Below are 18,761 nucleotides of genomic sequence, written 5' to 3' on the forward strand. Positions count from 1 at the left end.
ACTTTTAAAGTTTTAGATAACGGTTCCCCCACAGAAAGGGAAACCCTATAATCAAAATAAAACGGGAGCGTGTATGCCTAAACCCAGACTTGACCGGCGAGATATATTAAAAGGAGCGGGCCTGCTGGGGGGGCTTGCCATTGCCCGCGCCGCCTTTGGCGAAGGCAGCAATACCCAAGCGGGGCCCATCAGCGAAAGCGACGTTGCGGCGGCTGAGAAAATCGCGGGCGTCAACTACACGGCAACTGAGCGCGCCATGGTGCTGGAAGAGCTGGACGATATGCTTGACCGGGTCAGGCGCCGCAGAAGCGCCATCCCGCTTGAAAATGATGATGCCCCCGCCCTCACCTTCGACCCGCGCCTCTCAGGCAAAAACTACTTCCAGCCAACGGGTGGTGTGCGCCTGGCCGCAGAAACGCCTGGCCCTTTGCCGCATGACCAGAGCATCGCTTTTGCCCCCCTGCATGAGCAAGCCTATTGGATCAAAAACGGGCAACTGACCTCAAGCCGTTTGACGGATATTTACCTGCAGCGCATTCGTGAGCTGAATGGCCGGCTGAACGCTTTCATCACCGTGATGGAAGCAGAAGCCAAACAGCAGGCTTATGACGCTGATGTAGAAATCCGCTCCGGCAAATATAAAGGGCCGCTGCACGGTATCCCCTATGCGCTCAAGGATTTGATCGACACGGCAGGCGTGAAGACCACATGGGGCGCCGCCCCCTATAAAGACAGAGTGCCCGAGGGGGACGCAGTGGTGACAAAGCGCCTTCAGGAAGCTGGCGCAGTGCTGATCGGTAAAGCCTCCATGGGGGCGCTGGCCTATGGTGACCTATGGTACGGCGGTATAACCCGCAACCCCTGGAACACACAAGAAGGCGCCTCTGGCTCAAGCGCAGGGTCCGCTGCCGCGACCGCCGCCGGGCTTTGCAGCTTTGCTATCGGGACTGAAACGCTGGGCTCCATCGTGTCACCCTCCGCCCGGTGCGGAGCTGTAGGCCTCAGGCCCACATTTGGCCGTGTGCCACGCACAGGCGCCATGGCGCTCTGCTGGAGCCTCGATAAAATAGGGCCTATCTGCCGCGCTGTTGAAGACACAGCACTTGTGCTCAGCGCCCTCAACGGCGCGGATGCTGGCGACCCCTGCAGTTATGACTGGGGTTTTGCCTATGACGGCAGCACGGCCGCCGCAGGTAATATCCGCATCGGCTATGACCCCAAATGGTTCGCGGGCGAAGACGCAACGGACCTTGACCGGCAAGTACTTGATACGCTCAAGGAGATGGGCTTCACTCTAACGGAGATCAGCCTGCCAGACCTCCCGTATCCTACGCTTTTATCAACAGTAGAGGTTGAAGCTGCCGCGGCCTTTGAAGGACTGACCCTTTCTGGCCGCGATGACGAGCTGATATGGCAGGGGAAAACAGCGTGGCCCAACACCTTCCGCGCCGCCCGTTTTCACAGTGCTATTGAATATGTACAGCTTGACCGCTTCAGGCGGCAGGTAATGGAAATGATGCATGCCACGTTTGAGGGTGTGGATATGATCGCCTGCCCCAATTATGCGGGCCACATGTTGGTAATAACCAACTATACCGGCCACCCGAGCCTTACGCTGCCGCTGGGACTGATCAAACGCCCCACGTTCCCGCTCACCGGCGCGAACGACAAGAAGATGGGATTGGAGAGGCCAGCCCCATATGGTTTCACGCTTTGGGGGAATATGTTCCGGGAGGATCAGTTGATCGGTGTGGGCCGGTTGCTGGAACGCGCAGCCAACTTTGCTGCCAAACGACCCGAAATAGACCCGATTTAAACAGCAAAGAACGGCGCAAAGCCTATAAAAACTTGACCGGTGAGAGCGAATCGTCTACTCACCGCGCCAGCTATTGCCGAATCCGGTCTTTAGCGAACATGGATCATAAAGATTCCCGGAGGCTGATCTCCGGCAGAAAAACAAGGATAACGAACATGTCGCGCGTATGTGAACTGACTGGCAAACGGGTAATGGCGGGTAATAACGTGTCTCACGCACACAACAAAACCCGTCGCCGTTTCCTGCCAAACCTGACGAAAGCAACCCTGATTTCCGATACCCTCGGTCGTTCTGTCAGCCTGCGTATTTCTACGCACGCGCTGCGTTCTGTTGAGCACAACGATGGTCTCGATAACTTCCTCCTGAAAGCTCGCGATACCGACCTGTCGGCTAACGCTCAGAAGCTGAAGCGGGAAATCAAAAAGAAACAGGCTGCTGCCAAGGCATAAGGCCAACAGGCAATCCCTGCCAATCAGTAGGGGCAAGCAAAAGTTTCAGAAACGCCGTAGCACCTCGCTGCGGCGTTTTTTATTTGGGCGCCCTACCGTGCTTAGAAATAGGCGCCGTAAACCTCATAGTCACGGGCATAACGCTCACGCGCTTCTTCTTCTAGCGCCGCGCTCGGCTCTATCTTCGCCATGTCTTTGGAACGGAAGTTGTGAATGGCGGGAATGTCCACACCGACCTTTTCGGATAGATGAGCCCGCAGGCTATCCATAGCTTTCACGGGACCTATCCAGTCAAAGATGCTGGCGTCTGTCCCGGCGATATCTGCGATACCGTTGGTATGCGCCCGAAGTGTGCGAAACACCTGCCGGTACCGGGTCAGGTTTGAGAGGAACTCGTCATAGCTCGGTTGCAGTTTGAGGCCAAGATAGGTATCCCGGCCTTCCACTTCCTTCGAGAGATCGTTCGTAAAAACAAGATTGAAGCGGTAGTACGACCGAAGGCGTGAGATCGGATCCCGCACCACAAGAAACTTGAACCAGTCAGCGTGAGTCTGGCCAAGGCGTGTACGGTCCTCAAACGCGTAGGGAGCGTGTTTGGATACCAGTGTGTGCGAATGCCCCTCGCCCCGCTCGCCGGTAAGCACATGATAGAGCATGTCTTTAACCGTTGTAGAGCCGCACTTCGGGATATGCAGATATAATATTTTATGGTCGCGAAGGCTCGTAAAGGCTGACCGGTTCGATTTCGCGAGTGCCAGTTCGCCAGGCGTTGGGCCTTTCACATGCTCAATAATGCGCGCCATAAGGTCCTGCGCAGCTTGCTCGTCACCCTGCATCAACAGGATGCGCCGCAGAAAACGCCACAGGCGCACATGGTCATAGTCACCAAGGGCACTTGTAATGAGCGCATGAGCTTCATCAACGGCCTCTTCCTGCAAAAGAACTTCTGCCTTCTGTACAAGGAGGTTGATGTCAGTATTTTTGGCGGTATCCATGCGGCTTGATTAGGCTACATCGAGGCTAAACACAAGGAGGAGCGTGCGCTGGCTGGCGCGAAAATTATCGTCCGAGATCATGATGATCCGTGCCTGTTGGCCTTCCGTCTCAATCACATCAAGGCCTTCCATGTTATCCACCGTGTAAGGCGGCTCAAGATGCATTAGCTCCTCGCCCTCAAGTGTGGCACCCGGCTTGATGTCTGCAGCTTTGATGCGAACAAGCTTGGCGGCCACACCGCTTAGCAGCGAAAACCGCCTGAGAAGCACGAGGACGTCGCCGTTCTTGAGCGTTGCCGCGTCGGTTGGGAAAAAATTCAGTGGCGGTTTGAAATAGATATCATCGGCACCATCCTCGCGCGCAATCCAACCTCGCAACCTGCCACGGGTGTCGAGCCCGCGTTCAACCAATAGCAAGAGCCCACAGGCCACAGGTGTGATGGCTTCAACGCCCCCATTGGCCGCGACGCCTGAGAAGTTGAGGCCCTTGTTGTGGGGCGCAAGATTCACCTTGCCGTCCGAGCCTAAGGTTACAAGCCGATGATAATTCTCAAAACTGACCATATACCCGTCACCAAAACGGATCAGGCTTTCAGCATCCAACCCCTCTTTGCTTTGGTCCTGCGCATGAATGTCAAAGGGCTGCATGGTGGCAGAAAGAAAGGGCGCCTCCCGCGCCCAATCCATCGCTGCGGTTAGCCAATCCCCTCGATCGCTGATCGCTTTAAGGCTGGTTTCATCCACAACAAGGCCCGAGAAACCGCCAAAATTCTCGTTATTTGCCGTAAGCGCCCAACCAGCTAAAAAAGTCAGTTTACCAACCTTGATAGCTGCAGGATCATCTTCATTCAGCGGGATTGGCCTCGCGGTAACCCTGACGCTTGTCACATCGGAAAGGGGGTGAGAGGGCTTGTTACCTGCCAAATTCTGATACGTGGCAAAAGCCATTAACGCGAGGGCACTCATTGCCACAAGCAAGGTTTTTCTGGGGTGCCGCAGTATCATGGAATGTTATCCAAGCCGCCTTGGTGTGGGCACCGCTTCTTCAAAAAGCGACGCAAGCTGCTCCGTCATGGCGCCACCAAGCTGCTCCGCATCCAAGATCGTAACCGCCCGTTTATAGTAGCGGGTGACATCATGACCGATACCAATAGCGATCAACTCAACGGAAGAGCGTTCTTCAATCCACTTGATGACCTGCCGGAGGTGATTCTCAAGATAAACCCCTGAGTTGACGCTCAGGGTGCTGTCGTCAACAGGGGCCCCGTCCGAAATCACCATCAGAATGCGCCGCTCTTCCGCGCGCGCCATCAAGCGGTTATGCGCCCAGAGGAGCGCTTCACCGTCGATATTTTCCTTAAGCAAGCCCTCACGCATCATCAAGCCCAGGTTCCGACGGGACCGACGCCAAGGCGCATCACCCGTTTTATAGATGATATGCCTGAGGTCATTCAGCCGGCCCGGTGCTTTGGGCCTGCCGTCCTGCAGCCACTTCTCACGCGACTGCCCGCCCTTCCAGGCTTTCGTCGTAAAACCAAGGATTTCCACCTTCACCCCACAACGCTCGAGCGTGCGGGCGAGGATGTCAGCGGATATAGCCGCGATCGATATCGGCCTCCCGCGCATGGAGCCGGAGTTGTCGAGAAGGAGCGTCACGACCGTGTCCTTGAACTCGGTTTCGCTCTCTAACTTGTAGGAAAGTGGCTTCGTTGGGCTTGAGACCACACGCGCGAGACGCCCTGCGTCCAATATGCCTTCTTCCAAATCAAACTGCCAGTGGCGACGCTGCTGCGCGAGCAACCTGCGCTGCAGCCTGTTTGCCAGTTTTGACACCGCGCCGGAGAGATGCGCCATCTGCTGGTCGAGATACTTTCTCAAGCGCTCAAGCTCTTCGAGGTCACACAATTCTTCGGCTTTCAAAACCTCGTCAAACTCTTCGGTGAACACCTGATAGAAGGGTGTATCTGGCAGATGATCGAGCGGCCGGTTGGGACGCCAGGGGATGGTGCCCTCATGTTTGCCTTCGCCTGCGTCAGCGTCGCTATCCTCCATTTCTTCCATGGCGGCGTCGGAAGACGCGTCGTCATCTGCGGTTTCGCCTTCGCTATCGTCTGAGCTTTCCGCCCCGTCAGCTTCGCCGTCACCGTCATCGCCCGGGTCACCGTCCGGGCTATCGGGCGCGTTGCCGTCACCCTCTTCGGGCTGATCTTCCTCTTCCCGGTCCCGTTTTTCGCCGTCTCCATCGCCAATAAGCTCGGCAATGATGCTGCGGCTAATAACCGAAAGCCCTTTCTGGTCTTCAACCTTGGCCTCAAGACCATCAAGCAGATGCCCAACACTTTCCTCAAGCCACTTGCGCTGGCTTTCAACGGCCACAACGGCGCTCTCGGGCGGCGGTGCGCCAGTAAGCCGTTCCCGCACCAACAGCCCAAGCACAGACGCAAGCCGACCAGATTCATCGTCTGTTGGGCGTGAGAGCCCTGCCTCAAGCGCGCGCTTTTCTGCAAGTGCGCCGAGGTTCACCTTGACGCCAGACATGGCGCGCGCGCCAATAGCCTCAAACCGCGCCTGCTCAACAGCATCAAAAATCGCGCGCCCTATCGCACCGCTTGGGGACAGCTTACTGTGGAGTTTGGGATCATGATGGCGGTGTTTGAGCGCAAAACTATCCGCGATGCCACGCACTTCCGCCACATCACGAGCGCGCACCTTATGCGGCAGGTGCGGCACGCGCATCTCACCCGCGACAAGACCGGGTACATCAGCCGTGAATTTGACATCAAGCGACTTGTCCTCCGCCACGGCGCGCGTGGTGGCGGCAAGTGCATGCTCAAATGTCTCTTTCGGTTTTTGGCTGCCGTCTGCCATCAAATGTACCCTAAACTCTTCTTGTAATCAGCCGTTAGGCGCTAATCACGAGATTGCTTGCCGATTCTTTCAGGTCTTCGCCAAACGAGCGCTGATAATATTCAGCCACGATAGACCGTTCCGCTTCATCGCATTTATTGAGGAAGCTGACCCGGAAGCCGAAGGACACATCACCAAAGATACGGGCATTTTGCGCCCATGTGAGCACGGTGCGTGGGCTCATAACCGTTGAGATATCACCCGCCATGAAACCCGTGCGGGTGAGATCCGCCACACGCACCATATTGGCGATGGTTTTCCGGCCTTCCTCACTGTCATAGCTTGGCTCTTTCGCGACAATGATATTGGTTTCCGTTGAATGCGGCAGATAATTGAGCGTGCCCACGACGTTCCAGCGATCCATCTGGCCCTGGTTTATCTGTTGCGTGCCATGATAGAGGCCTGTGGTATCGCCAAGGCCCACCGTGTTAGCCGTCGCAAAAATGCGAAAAGCCGGGTGCGGGCGGATCACACGGTTCTGGTCAAGAAGCGTCAGCTTGCCCTCAACTTCCAACACACGCTGGATCACGAACATCACATCAGGCCGGCCCGCATCATATTCATCAAACACAATTGCCGTTGGGCTTTGTAGCGCCCACGGCAGGATACCTTCCTGAAACTCGGTCACCTGCTTGCCGTCCCGCAGGACAATCGCATCCTTGCCGACAAGATCAATACGGCTGATATGGCTATCGAGGTTCACCCGAATGGTAGGCCAGTTGAGGCGCGCGGCAACCTGTTCAATATGGGTTGATTTACCTGTGCCGTGATAACCTTGGATCATCACGCGCCGGTTGTGGGCAAAGCCTGCGAGAATGGCGAGCGTGGTATCAGGGTCAAAAACATAAGCCTCATCGATATCCGGCACATGTTCAGTATGTTCCGCGAATGCTGGCACTTCCATATCAAGGTCGAGGCCGAAGGTTTCGCGCACGGACACTTTATTCTCAGGCAATGTCAGGCTGGGGAGCTTTTCAGCCGTTGCGGCACTCATGGACTAATCCTCTTGTCTAAAATCTTTTGATAACCATTCTAAAGAATGCATCATGGGTTTACCAGCGGCTGGGTCAATATGAAACAGCACATTTCACATGGCTGTTATACGATTGGCGCGTTATAACCAGCGCCGCACCACCCCCGCGTATGTTGAAGAGAGTAAGTCGAATATGGGTAAAGTCACTGAAACCATCGAAAAAAAGCTGCAAGAAGCCTTGGCACCCGATCACCTCGAAGTGATTGACGAATCGGAAGGGCATCGTGGTCACGCAGGCTACAGGGACGGTGGCGAAAGTCATTTCCGTGTTGTGATCCGCTCAAAAGCATTTGAAGGGCAAAGCCGTGTGACACGGCAACGCATGGTGATGGGCGCCCTCAAGGAAGAGCTGGCTGGGCCCATACACGCACTTTCGATACAGGCAGACACCCCCGACGCGCATTAGATTAGTGGCCCGCAGTAGACATATAATCGCAGTCCTTGCTTGCGTCCTTGGTTCGTTCGCCACGAAAGCGGACACCGAAGTGATCTCGATTGTCGCCCAGGAAATGCCAGGCTTGATCGAGCCGAAGGCCCACCTCCCTTATAATCGCCTGCTGAAAGCTCTGCTGGAAGAGGCTCCCACCCCAACAACGCAGACCATTCTGCCGGGGTATCGCGGGGTGCAAGGCTGGCTTAATCGCGACTATGACTGCATCTTTGGCGGCATCAGTGCGCCGGGCCATAAACTTCCCCCACAAGACACCACCATCACGCAGGCCGCGTGGGATACGCTTAGAATATCCACGCCCTTTAATATCTTGCGGGTGCGCGCAGCCTCAATGTTGGGTACCCCCGTTGCATCATCACTGAACGCTCTTGAGGATCGTGCTACCGCAATTGATGAAGTTTTGTTTCTGGACTTACAGCTTCACACCAACGCCACAAAAATTACCAATCCGGTGAAAGTTGGCACGGCCTTCAAGGCGCTCGATCTGCTCCAGTCGCGGCGGGTGAACTATGCGCTTGCCTACGACAATGACATTGCGCTTTACCAGATCGCAAACCCTAGAGCCCAAATCGACTATAACCGTGACCTTGTAGTGCTCGAGCTTGAAGAAAGCATGATGTGCTGGCCCGGCAAAAACATTCAGCCATTCATCACTCATATTGACACACGGGTTAAGCAGATCGGGAACAAATGGCCTTGATGTGAGGGCCACAGATATCATCAGGATTGCGTTAGTAGGACTATGTTGTCGAAGGTGCCATGGTCGCGCTCAGCCGAACGACTTCAAAATCAGCAAGGTCATCCCAAACTTTGATCCATTCGGTGATAAGTGCCGGGTCCTCTGTCTCCATAACCTGATAACAGCATCTCATATCAGCGGTCACCCAGCCTTTGCGAAGAAACAGCCCGTCCGGCAACATATGGCCCCGCTCCTCATACCTGTCAAAAACCGGCTGAGGATTTCCGTGTCTGAATTTTTCAATCACCATAAAATGCATGAGCCACCTCCCAGCAAGGTGACGACCATTTTATAGTATCCCATGCTGCTCGCGAAGAACATTTCTGCGATACATGAGGACATGTTTTGGCCTAGCCATCACTAGAAGTGGCGGTTAATCTGGCTTCTGGAGTGCCAGATTCCGGCGCAGGTCACCGCACCCAATATGGCATAAATAATAATATCCATCGCTGTCTGATCCATCATTGGTCTTTTTATAAGGTCTATAGGATCAAACTGCCTGTGCAATAAGGCAGGAAAGTGAAGGAATTGAGGTCAGTTTGTTGCATTAACGCAGATGTGCGTGAGGATAAAAAAAAGCAGCGCGGGTTACCGCGCTGCTCGCTGATCTGAATGGTATGGGGTTCCCTAGTGATGGCTCACCGGGGGTTTCCCAAGTGGTGGCGCAAACTTGGTAAGGTTAATGCCTGCCACTGCAGCCTTATATTCATCGATGCTTGGCGTACGACCAAGAATGGTTGAGAGCACCACCACCGGCGTTGACGCCAGCAAGGACTCGCCCTTCTTCTCATCCGAGTCTTCCACAACCCGGCCCTGGAACAGTCGCGTAGATGTGGCCATCACCGTGTCACCCTTGGCAGCCTTCTCCTGGTTGCCCATGCAAAGGTTACAGCCGGGACGCTCCAGATACAGGATGTTTTCATATTCCGTGCGTGCAGCATTCTTCGGCGCGTTGTCGTCAAACTCAAAGCCTGCATACTTCTGAAGAACAGCCCAGTCGCCTTCTTCCTTCAATTCGTCCACGATATTGTAGGTAGGAGGCGCGACTACAAGCGGCGCGTTGAACTTGACCTCGCCTTGAGTTTCAAGATTTTTGAGCATCTGCGCGATAATTTTCATATCGCCCTTATGCACCATGCAGGACCCGACAAAACCAAGGTCCACCTTCTTGTCTCCCCCATAATAGGAAACAGGGCGGATGGTATCGTGCGTGTAACGCTTGGATACATCAGCATTGTTTACATCCGGGTCAGCGATCATCGGCTCGGCAATCTGGTCCAGATCCACAACAAATTCAGCGAAATATTTGGCGTTATCATCGGGTGACAGCGCAGGACGCTCACCTGATCTGATCTCCGCAATTCGCTTGTCCGCGATATCAATCAGGCCCTGAAGCGTCTTGGCTTCATTGTCCATGCCCTTGTCAATCATGATCTGGATGCGACTCTTCGCGATCTCAAGCGAGCCGATCAGTGTCTCATCTTCCGAGATACAGATGGATGCTTTTGCTTTCATCTCCGCCGTCCAATCGGTGAAGGTGAAAGCCTGGTCTGCCAGAAGGGTGCCAATGTGCACTTCAATCACACGGCCCTGGAAGACGTTGTCGCCAAACTCTTTCAGCATCTGCGCCTGCGTTGCATGTACCACATCACGGAAATCCATGTGATCCTTGAGGCTGCCTTTGAAGGTCACCTTCACAGATTCAGGGATCGGCATGGTGGCTTCGCCTGTGGCAAGCGCAAGCGCCACAGTGCCTGAGTCTGCACCAAATGCAACACCCTTGGACATACGTGTATGGCTATCGCCGCCAATGATCACAGACCAGTCATCAACGGTAATATCGTTGAGCACCTTGTGGATCACATCGGTCATGGCGTGATAGGCGCCCTTCGGGTCCCGCGCGGTGATAAGGCCGAACTTGTTCATGAAGCTCATCAGCTTCGGAATATTCGCCTGTGCCTTTTTGTCCCATACGGACGCTGTGTGACAACCAGACTGGTACGCGCCGTCTACCGTTGGGGAAATAACCGTAGCGGCCATTGCCTCCAGCTCTTGTGATGTCATCAGGCCGGTTGTGTCCTGCGAGCCAACGATATTCACTTTCACACGCACGTCTGAGCCCGCGTGCAGCACCTTGCCCGGCGTCACACCAACGGCGTTTTTGTTGAAGATTTTTTCAACAGCCGTCAGGCCCTGGCCCGCATGAGAAACTTCCTTTGAAGGTGCGAACACCGCTGGCGCACTGGTGCCGAGCGTTTCAGCGGCGAATGTCTGGAGCTTTTTACCAAACACGATCGCATAGGAGCCACCAGCTTTGATGAATTCAACCTTTGGCGGTGTGAGCGCTGACGAAATATCAACGAGCTCATCACCCGCAGCGCTGTAGAGCTTTTTCGTTTTGGTATTGATGGTGAGAACCGTACCGGTCTCAACGGAATAAACCTGCTCAAGCACCGGGTCACCGTTTGCATCCAGCACCGGCTTACCGTCCGCATCCAGTTTCTTGACCCAGTTCTTGAGGTCGAGACCGATGCCGCCGGTTACGCCAACCGTTGTGAGGAAGATGGGGGAGATGCCGTTGGTGCCGCCAACAATCGGGGCGATATTCACAAAGGGAACATAAGGGCTGGCTGGTTTGCCAGTCCAGAGCGCGACGTTGTTCACGCCGGACATCCGGGAAGACCCCACACCCATGGTGCCTTTTTCAGCCACCAGCATCACGCGTGCATCCGGATGCTGTTTCTGAAGCGCCTGAATTTCAGCCTGCGCCGCTTCCGAGATCATGCATTTGCCATGCAGTTCACGGTCCGAGCGGGAGTGCGCCTGATTACCCGGTGACAGAAGATCTGTTGAAACATCACCTTCTGCGGCGATGTATGTAACGACCTTGATTTCCTCATCGATGGCAGGGAGCTTCGTGAAAAACTCGGCCTTCGCATAACTTTCAAGGATATCTTTGGCAACCGCGTTGCCCGCCGCGTGCGCGCTCGCGAGACGGTCGGTATCAGCCTCATAGAGGAACACTTGTGTTTTGAGGACATCCGCCGCTTTCCCGGCGATCGCCGCGTCATCCCCAAGCGCCAGATCGAGAAGAACCTCAACCGACGGGCCGCCTTTCATGTGCGACAACAGCTCAAAAGCAAAGTCCGCCGAAATTTCTGCAACAGTGGCTTTGCCGAGAATAATCTCTTTCAGGAACTTCGCTTTTACGCCAGCTGCACTCGTGGTGCCTGGCAGGGTGTTGTATATGAAAAACTGAAGTGAATCTTTCCGGTGCTCATTCTCCAGGTCGGTGATCTGGGAAATAATCGCTTCCACAAGGGCGCCGTCTTCAATGGGCTTAGGATTCAACCCTTGTGTTTTTCGAGTTTCGATCTCATTTAAATATTCGGTGTACAAACCCATGACTATCCTGACAAAAAGTGTTAGATGAAGCTTGAAACCCGGGCCGCAGAGAGGTCTGCGGGCGAGGGAAAAGCGGGCCGGCGCGCATACTATTTCAACGCGCCCTTTCATGCAAGGTAGTTCGGCCCCGACAACGTCTGTTTTCTGCCAATTTTTGCGCTTTCCCCCGCGCAAATTCGGCCTATTTTAAACCCTTTGAACTGGAGGGCACGATCTTATGGCATCCACCCCGCAAGATAGCTTGAACACCCGCCGCACACTGACGGTTGGCAACAAAGAGTATGATTATTACAGCCTGAAGGCTGCGGCCGCGACGATAGGCGATGTCTCGCGCCTGCCTTATACACTCAAGGTTCTGCTCGAAAACCTCCTGCGTTTTGAGGATGGCACCAGCGTCACCACCGCAGACATTCAAGCCCTTGCAGACTGGCAGAAAGACAGGCGTTCAGACCACGAAATCGCCTATCGCCCCGCCCGTGTGTTGATGCAAGACTTCACCGGCGTTCCTGCGGTTGTTGACCTCGCGGCCATGCGCGCCGCGATGGCAGAGATGGGCGGTGACCCGGAGAAGATCAATCCACTTGCACAGTGTGATTTGGTGATCGACCACTCAGTGATGGTGGACAAATTTGGTACACCACAAAGCTTCAAACAGAATGTTGATCTTGAGATGGAGCGCAACGCGGAACGGTACGAGTTCCTCAAATGGGGGCAATCGAGCCTCGATAATTTCAACGCAGTTCCTCCCGGCACCGGTATCTGTCACCAGGTTAACCTCGAATATATCGCCAAAACGGTTTGGACTTCGGTTGAAAACGGCCGCACCGTCGCCTACCCGGATACGTGCGTGGGCACCGACAGCCACACCACCATGATCAACGGCCTTGCGGTTCTCGGCTGGGGTGTGGGCGGCATTGAGGCGGAAGCGGCCATGCTCGGCCAGCCGGTTTCCATGCTGATCCCCGAAGTGGTGGGCTTCAAGTTGACCGGTAAACTCAATGAAGGCATCACCGCAACCGACCTTGTGCTCACCGTTGTGCAAATGCTGCGCGAAAAGGGTGTTGTTGGTAAATTTGTCGAGTTTTACGGCTCGGGTCTCGACCAGCTTACCCTCGCGGATCAGGCAACAATTGCCAATATGGGCCCGGAATATGGGGCAACATGCGGCTTTTTCCCCATCAGCCAGCAAACGCTCGATTATATGAACTTCACCGGCCGTGACGCGGACACCCTCGCCCTTGTTGAGGCTTATGCCAAAGAACAAGGCATGTGGCGGGACGCCAATTCGCCAGAACCGGTGTTCACCGATACGCTTGAGCTGGATATCTCCTCCGTTAAGCCGTCGCTGGCTGGCCCAAAGCGCCCACAGGACCGTGTTGAACTTGCTGTCGCGGCAGAGGAATTTACGAAAGTCCTCACGTCCTTCGGCAAAGATGGCACCGCAGAGTATGCTGTTGCTGGCGAAGACTATAAGCTGAAAAATGGCGACGTCTGCATTGCGGCCATTACCAGCTGCACCAACACCTCAAACCCGGACGTGCTTGTGGCGGCAGGCCTCGTTGCCAAAAAGGCCAATGAGCTTGGCCTCAAACGCAAACCCTGGGTGAAAACATCGCTCGCCCCCGGCTCACAGGTGGTAACGGACTATCTGGACCGCGCCGGGCTCACGGAGCACCTGAACGCGCTGGGTTTCAACCTTGTTGGCTACGGCTGCACCACCTGCATCGGCAACTCCGGCCCGCTTGACGGACCGATCTCCAAAACCATCAACGACAACGACATGGTTTGCGCGAGCGTGCTGTCAGGCAACCGGAATTTTGAAGGCCGGGTCAGCCAGGACATCAAGGCAAACTATCTTGCCTCACCGCCGCTGGTGGTCGCCTACGCCATCGCTGGTTCAATGAAGATCAACGTCAGTAAAGACCCGATCGCAACCGACAAAGATGGCAACGACGTTTATCTCAAGGACCTATGGCCCACCAACGCAGAGGTAAAGGCCGCCATCGCATCCGCCCTCACCCGCGACATGTTCATTGAGCGCTACGCCGATGTTTTCCTCGGCACACCTGAATGGCAGGCTGTACCGGTGAGCGAAGGCAAAACTTATAACTGGAACAGCAAATCCACCTATATTCAGCACCCGCCTTACTTCCAGGGCATGGGGCATGAGGTAGCGGATACCGCCAACATCACAGGCGCCCGCCCGCTTGCCCTTCTTGGTGACAGCATCACCACTGATCACATCAGCCCTGCGGGTGCCATTAAACCGGACAGCCCGGCGGGCCAGTATTTGCAGTCCAAAGGTGTCGCGGTTGCAGATTTCAACAGCTACGGCTCCCGCCGCGGCAACCACGAAGTGATGATGCGCGGCACTTTTGCCAACATCCGGCTTCGGAATCTGATGGCACCGGGCACGGAAGGCGGCTGGACCACGCACCAGCCAACGGGCGAGGTGATGTCTATCTATGACGCATCCATGAAATATCAGGAGGCAGGCGTACCGCTCGTAGTCGTCGGTGGCAAAGAATATGGCACCGGATCAAGCCGGGACTGGGCCGCAAAAGGCACCAACCTCCTTGGCGTGAAGGCTGTTCTGGTTGAAAGCTTTGAGCGCATTCACCGCTCCAACCTTGTGGGCATGGGCGTGCTGCCGCTTCAATTCAAGGAAGGCGACAGCCGTGAAAGCCTTGGCCTGCTTGGCACCGAGACGTTTGATATTACCGGCATCGAAGGCAGCATCAGCCCACGTCAGGACGTGAGCGTGACCATCAACTATGTTGACGGTACATCAAAGTCCATCACCGTGCTTTGCCGGATCGATACAGAAAATGAGGTCGACTACTATAAAAACGGCGGCATCCTGCACTATGTGCTGCGCCGCCTCGCCGCCTGATCCCAGGCAGCTTACCCAAATGTAAAATGGGCGGCCTTCGGGTCGCCCATTCCTATTCTGGCTTAGCTTCTCGTCAAGACTGTTCTACTTTTTAGCAACCACCCGGTGCACTGGCTTAGCGCGTTGTATTTCCCGAATGAAGGACATCAAGTAGCGCGGTGTGCCTTCTTCATCCACCACGGGTACGTCCATGATATCCGCGAACACATGCTCGCGGCCCACATGGGGAAGATACCCCTTATAGCGGCCAATAAAGGGCCCGGTCAGCAACTCCCGGAAATAGTCATCGATATCCTGAAGGCTGGGGCTTTTGGTTTCCGACACGCTCATGCCCTGCCAAAGCTCACCACCATAAAGCGTTTTATAGGTTTCCCCCAAAATACGCATGCGGCCTTCCCGCAGGTCTTTCCCGAACTCAATCAGGAAAAAGCTTGAATGCCAGCCTCGCAAGTCCTGGAAGGTGATGGCCTTGCGGCTGGGCATGGCATGGCCTTCCCGTTTCTTGCGGTAAAGCTCCACAACGGATTCGAAACCCGGAATAACAGGCAATTCACCCTCTATGGGGTAGAAAAAAAGCTTACCCTGCTCCCGCTCTACGGTTTTGCGCGGTGTTGTCTCGTCTGTCGAACCGACATTTGTGTCGGTATTGTTTGTTTTATTTGTTAAATCAAAACCATCCATGGCATATAGCGCCTCATACTCGTGAACTGGTGCCGGCTCACACACAGGTGATTGGCAAGTGACCTATACTCTTCGTAAGTTAGAAACATGAGAAAGTGGTTAACAGCTGTATTTTTTATCCTGAGCGGGGCGATATCAACATCACCCTCGTTCGCCGATGACCTGCGCCTGACTGTGGTCGAACTTTTCACCAGCCAGGGCTGTTCAAGCTGCCCGCCAGCTGATGCGGCCCTTAAATCCATGCGCGACCGGCCGGGCATTCTCACGCTTTCCTGGCCGGTGGACTATTGGGACCGATTGGGCTGGGAGGATACCTTCGCGCTGCCGCACAATGCCATGCGACAGGCTGCCTACAACAAGCGCCTGGGCCGCGGCGGTGTTTTCACACCACAAATGATCGTGGATGGCCGCATCCAGTGCGTGGGCTCCAAACCGGAGAAGGTACGAGGCTCCATTCAAAAAGCCCGCGATATTGAGCGCATGGTGCTAAGCCCGTCCCTGACACGCGCGGGTGATAGCGTGACACTCAACCTTCCCGCCACCAAACTCGCAGGCACGGCAGCCGTGCGTGTGGTGTGGTTCCTGGCCGATGCGGAAGTTGAGATTGGGGACGGTGAAAACCAGGGCCGCCGCCTGCATTATACCAATGTTGTGCGCGCAACCGACCTTATTGATATGGAATGGAACGGCAACGAGCGCAGCTTAAGCCTGAACGTAACAGACGGTTTGGACGTGGGCGCGGACCATGTGGCGATCCTGATACAGGAAGATTATGGCCATGGCCCTATCATTGGTGCCGCGAGCCTGAACCTTGGTGCAGACGACACACAACCGTCAACCAGCCGCTAAACTGATTTCTTGACATTTGATGCCGTACACGTCATAGAGCGCGCGGCGAATATGACCGCCGCATGTAAAATTGCGGCATGGGCAGGCAAGCCACCCGGATGTTTAGGGTACAATGCCACGGCCCCATTAGAACGAAGTTTCCCGTGCGAAGTCGCACAAACCCACCGCTGCCAACAAGACGGCAAAGCTACCGGTTAAGGAAAAGGCGTTCCCGCCAGTTTTGAGAAACGCCCCGGTCTGCACAGGTTTGTACCAGGGCCTTAACCGACGCTAGGATAGAAATGACCGACTTCAGTACGCTCGCTTTGAGCGCACCGGTTCTTCGCGCTGTTGAAGAACTGGGTTTTACCACGACGACCGAAATTCAAGCTGCCACCATTCCTGCTCTTTTGAACGGCAAGGACGTGATCGGTATCGCACAAACTGGTGGCGGTAAAACCGCTGCTTTTGTGTTGCCAATGATCGAAAAGCTCCTGACCTTTGGTGAAAAGCCGAAGCCGGGTATGCCACGCGCGCTTATACTTGCGCCGACACGCGAGCTTGCCCTGCAGATATCAGAGACTGTGCGTGAGCTTTCCCGCCACACACCACTTAAGAACTGCACCATTTTTGGTGGCGCGCCGTACCGCACCCAAATTCATATCCTGCGCCGCGGCGTGGATATTCTTGTCGCGACCCCGGGTCGCCTCATGGACCATATGAAACAAGGCAACATCTATCTGGATGAAGCTGAGTATTTTGTCCTTGATGAAGCTGACCGCATGCTTGACATGGGCTTTGTGGACGACGTGCGCCAGATTGCCGCCAAGATGATGAACAACCACCAGTCGGTGATGTTCTCCGCCACCATGAACCATGGCATTCGTAGTCTTGCCGGTACGCTCCTCAATGAGCCTGAGCATATCGAGGTCGCGCGCGAATCAACCGTTGCAGACAATCTGACCCATAAGGTCGCTTTTGTACCGTTTGATAAAAAATATGAGCTGCTGCTTCATTTCATTGAGACCAAAAAGGTTAGCAAGTCACTTATCTTCGTTCGCACAAAACGTGAAGCTGATGAGCTGAGCGACTATCTGACCGCGACCGGCTTTAACGCTGATTCTATTCATGGCGACAAACAGCAGCGCATGCGCGAACGCATCATTCGCGGCTTCAAGGGCGACCGTACAGACTTCCTCGTTGCCACAGATGTTGCCGCACGTGGCATTGACGTCAAAGACATCGGCCATGTGTTCAATATCGATGTGCCCGTTGAAGCCGAGAGCTATGTACACCGTATCGGCCGTACAGCCCGTGGTGGTGCGTCAGGCGAGGCGTATACCTTCTGCAGCAAGAGCGAATTTAACCTTCTGCGCGCCATCGAACGCCTGATCAAGCTCGATATTGATGTTGAAGATGGTCACCCGTTCCCGCTCAAAGCGGCCTATCACAACAAAGGCAACGTTGGTGGTCGGCCTTTCGCTCACAAAGGTGGCAAGCGTTCCTTTGGTGACAAAAAACCATATGGCGCGAAAAAGCCGTTTGGTGCCAAAAAACCTTTCCGCGCAAAAACTACTGAGGGTGGTTGGCGCCCTGAACGTGAAGACACCGAAGGCAGAAACCGCGCTGCGGGCAAACGCCGTGACGACCGAGACAATGTGCGTTTTGAGGGTCGCCCGGAGAAAAAACGCAGCGAGAGCAAGCGTGATGACTTCCGCAAGGCTGATGGCCCACGCTTTGAAGGCCGCAAGCCAGACGGTAAGAAGTTCGAAGGTAAAAAGTTTGAGGGCAAGAAATTCTCCGGCCCACGCGCTGACCGCTCGGATGACCGCAAACCCGCCGGTAAGCGCGCTGAAGGCGGCAAGCCGTTCGCGAAACGCGCCGAGGGTAAAAAGCCTGTGGGCAAGAAGTTTGGTGCTGGCAAATTTGTCGCCAAAACAGGCGGCAAGCCAGGCAAGCCGGTACGCGCTAAACAAAAAGCTGGCGGTTCCCAAGCCCCACGCCGCAAGTCAGCCTAAACGCGGCGACGAGGCCCCATAACAAAAAAGCTATAGAGGAAGGCTAACTTGCCTTCCTCATCTGCAGCGGGCAAATCAAGCACATCAAATGTGCGGTGCGCGCGACCTTCAAAGGGAATGATGCCGGAATAGCGGCCATAGGTGCCCCCCGCCCTGATTGCCTTGAAATAGTCTGCATAGTCCTCAAACGCCACATGCGGCAGGCTCGAGAACCGATCCCCGATTTTGAGGGTGCGGCCAAACATTTCATCGATATCGTGCCCGATAATGCGAAATTCCAGATCCCCGCATGCCGGAAGACGCGAGATGATCATCCGGGCGTGCCAGCCAACAAATCCCTGAAATGACAGATCAACCCGGCGCGGAATGCCGCCACGTTCAATCTCGCGGCCCCACAGCCTGATAATCTGCGCAAAATGCGCCAGTGCCTTATCGCTCGCATGGTTCGAGGGCAGCTCCGTGAGAGCGTATGTCTTGGCAAGATAGTCTGATGCATCCATGGTTCTGGTATCTGCATTTGAAGACTTGGTACTACTCAGCACATTC

General features: G+C 55.1%; 15 protein-coding genes. 7 read left to right on the forward strand and 8 right to left on the reverse strand.

The features are described from left to right. Window positions 1-73 precede the first annotated feature (73 nt). On the forward strand, window positions 74-1,816 hold the full coding sequence (locus tag ACN0XZ_RS03135) for an amidase (RefSeq protein ID WP_417456254.1): 1,743 nt from the start codon (window positions 74-76) through the stop codon (window positions 1,814-1,816). A 155-nt stretch (window positions 1,817-1,971) separates the two neighbouring features. Continuing rightward, window positions 1,972-2,265, forward strand: coding sequence for a 50S ribosomal protein L28 (gene rpmB / locus ACN0XZ_RS03140; RefSeq protein WP_417456255.1), 294 nt, complete (start codon window positions 1,972-1,974; stop codon window positions 2,263-2,265). A gap of 101 nt (window positions 2,266-2,366) precedes the next feature. On the opposite strand, the gene ACN0XZ_RS03145 is transcribed toward rpmB, so the two are convergent. From ACN0XZ_RS03145 to cobS, 4 genes are read right to left on the reverse strand one after another with little or no spacing between them, the layout of a single operon-like run. Beyond that, a complete protein-coding gene (locus ACN0XZ_RS03145) occupies window positions 2,367-3,260 on the reverse strand; it encodes a sulfotransferase family 2 domain-containing protein (protein ID WP_417456256.1) in 894 nt (297 codons plus the stop codon). Between the two features lie 9 nt (window positions 3,261-3,269). Next, entirely contained in the window at window positions 3,270-4,265 is a 996-nt protein-coding gene (locus ACN0XZ_RS03150; protein WP_417456257.1) for an esterase-like activity of phytase family protein, read from the reverse strand. A 6-nt stretch (window positions 4,266-4,271) separates the two neighbouring features. Beyond that, complete coding sequence (gene cobT, locus ACN0XZ_RS03155; RefSeq protein WP_417456258.1) at window positions 4,272-6,128, reverse strand: cobaltochelatase subunit CobT; 1,857 nt, start codon at window positions 6,126-6,128, stop codon at window positions 4,272-4,274. 34 nt (window positions 6,129-6,162) lie between these two features. Next, the gene (gene cobS / locus ACN0XZ_RS03160) at window positions 6,163-7,161 is read right to left on the reverse strand and encodes a cobaltochelatase subunit CobS (RefSeq protein ID WP_417456259.1); all 999 of its coding nucleotides are present in this window, start codon (window positions 7,159-7,161) and stop codon (window positions 6,163-6,165) included. Between the two features lie 97 nt (window positions 7,162-7,258). Here cobS and ACN0XZ_RS03165 point away from each other — a divergent pair, with 97 nt between their 5' ends. Together ACN0XZ_RS03165 and ACN0XZ_RS03170 are read left to right on the forward strand one after the other, a co-directional pair. Continuing rightward, a complete protein-coding gene (locus ACN0XZ_RS03165; RefSeq protein ID WP_417456260.1) occupies window positions 7,259-7,606 on the forward strand; it encodes a BolA family protein in 348 nt (115 codons plus the stop codon). A gap of 112 nt (window positions 7,607-7,718) precedes the next feature. Continuing rightward, window positions 7,719-8,351 carry a hypothetical protein gene (locus ACN0XZ_RS03170; RefSeq protein WP_417456261.1) on the forward strand — a complete coding sequence of 211 codons (633 nt, stop codon included), beginning with the start codon at window positions 7,719-7,721 and terminating at the stop codon, window positions 8,349-8,351. 40 nt (window positions 8,352-8,391) lie between these two features. On the opposite strand, the gene ACN0XZ_RS03175 is transcribed toward ACN0XZ_RS03170, so the two are convergent. Both ACN0XZ_RS03175 and ACN0XZ_RS03180 read right to left on the reverse strand, forming a co-directional pair. After that, window positions 8,392-8,649 carry a DUF3303 domain-containing protein gene (locus ACN0XZ_RS03175; protein ID WP_417456262.1) on the reverse strand — a complete coding sequence of 86 codons (258 nt, stop codon included), beginning with the start codon at window positions 8,647-8,649 and terminating at the stop codon, window positions 8,392-8,394. Window positions 8,650-9,017: 368 nt separating this feature from the next. Beyond that, window positions 9,018-11,795, reverse strand: coding sequence for a bifunctional aconitate hydratase 2/2-methylisocitrate dehydratase (locus ACN0XZ_RS03180; RefSeq protein ID WP_417456263.1), 2,778 nt, complete (start codon window positions 11,793-11,795; stop codon window positions 9,018-9,020). 217 nt (window positions 11,796-12,012) lie between these two features. On the opposite strand from ACN0XZ_RS03180, the gene acnA reads away from it, so the two are divergent. Further along, entirely contained in the window at window positions 12,013-14,688 is a 2,676-nt protein-coding gene (gene acnA, locus ACN0XZ_RS03185; RefSeq protein WP_417456264.1) for an aconitate hydratase AcnA, read from the forward strand. An 84-nt stretch (window positions 14,689-14,772) separates the two neighbouring features. On the opposite strand, the gene ACN0XZ_RS03190 is transcribed toward acnA, so the two are convergent. Beyond that, window positions 14,773-15,369, reverse strand: a complete 597-nt coding sequence (locus ACN0XZ_RS03190) for a hypothetical protein (RefSeq protein WP_417456265.1) — start codon at window positions 15,367-15,369, stop codon at window positions 14,773-14,775. Window positions 15,370-15,456: 87 nt separating this feature from the next. Here ACN0XZ_RS03190 and ACN0XZ_RS03195 point away from each other — a divergent pair, with 87 nt between their 5' ends. Beyond that, entirely contained in the window at window positions 15,457-16,218 is a 762-nt protein-coding gene (locus ACN0XZ_RS03195; RefSeq protein ID WP_417456266.1) for a DUF1223 domain-containing protein, read from the forward strand. A 281-nt stretch (window positions 16,219-16,499) separates the two neighbouring features. Further along, the gene (locus ACN0XZ_RS03200) at window positions 16,500-18,215 is read left to right on the forward strand and encodes a DEAD/DEAH box helicase (RefSeq protein ID WP_417456267.1); all 1,716 of its coding nucleotides are present in this window, start codon (window positions 16,500-16,502) and stop codon (window positions 18,213-18,215) included. Here the strand turns inward: ACN0XZ_RS03200 and ACN0XZ_RS03205 are convergent. Further along, entirely contained in the window at window positions 18,212-18,715 is a 504-nt protein-coding gene (locus ACN0XZ_RS03205; RefSeq protein WP_417456268.1) for a hypothetical protein, read from the reverse strand. The two genes, ACN0XZ_RS03200 and ACN0XZ_RS03205, sit on opposite strands and share 4 nt — an antisense overlap. Between the last annotated feature and the right edge of the window lie 46 nt (window positions 18,716-18,761).

The organism is Kordiimonas sp. (assembly GCF_048264555.1).
Classification (GTDB): domain Bacteria; phylum Pseudomonadota; class Alphaproteobacteria; order Sphingomonadales; family Kordiimonadaceae; genus Kordiimonas.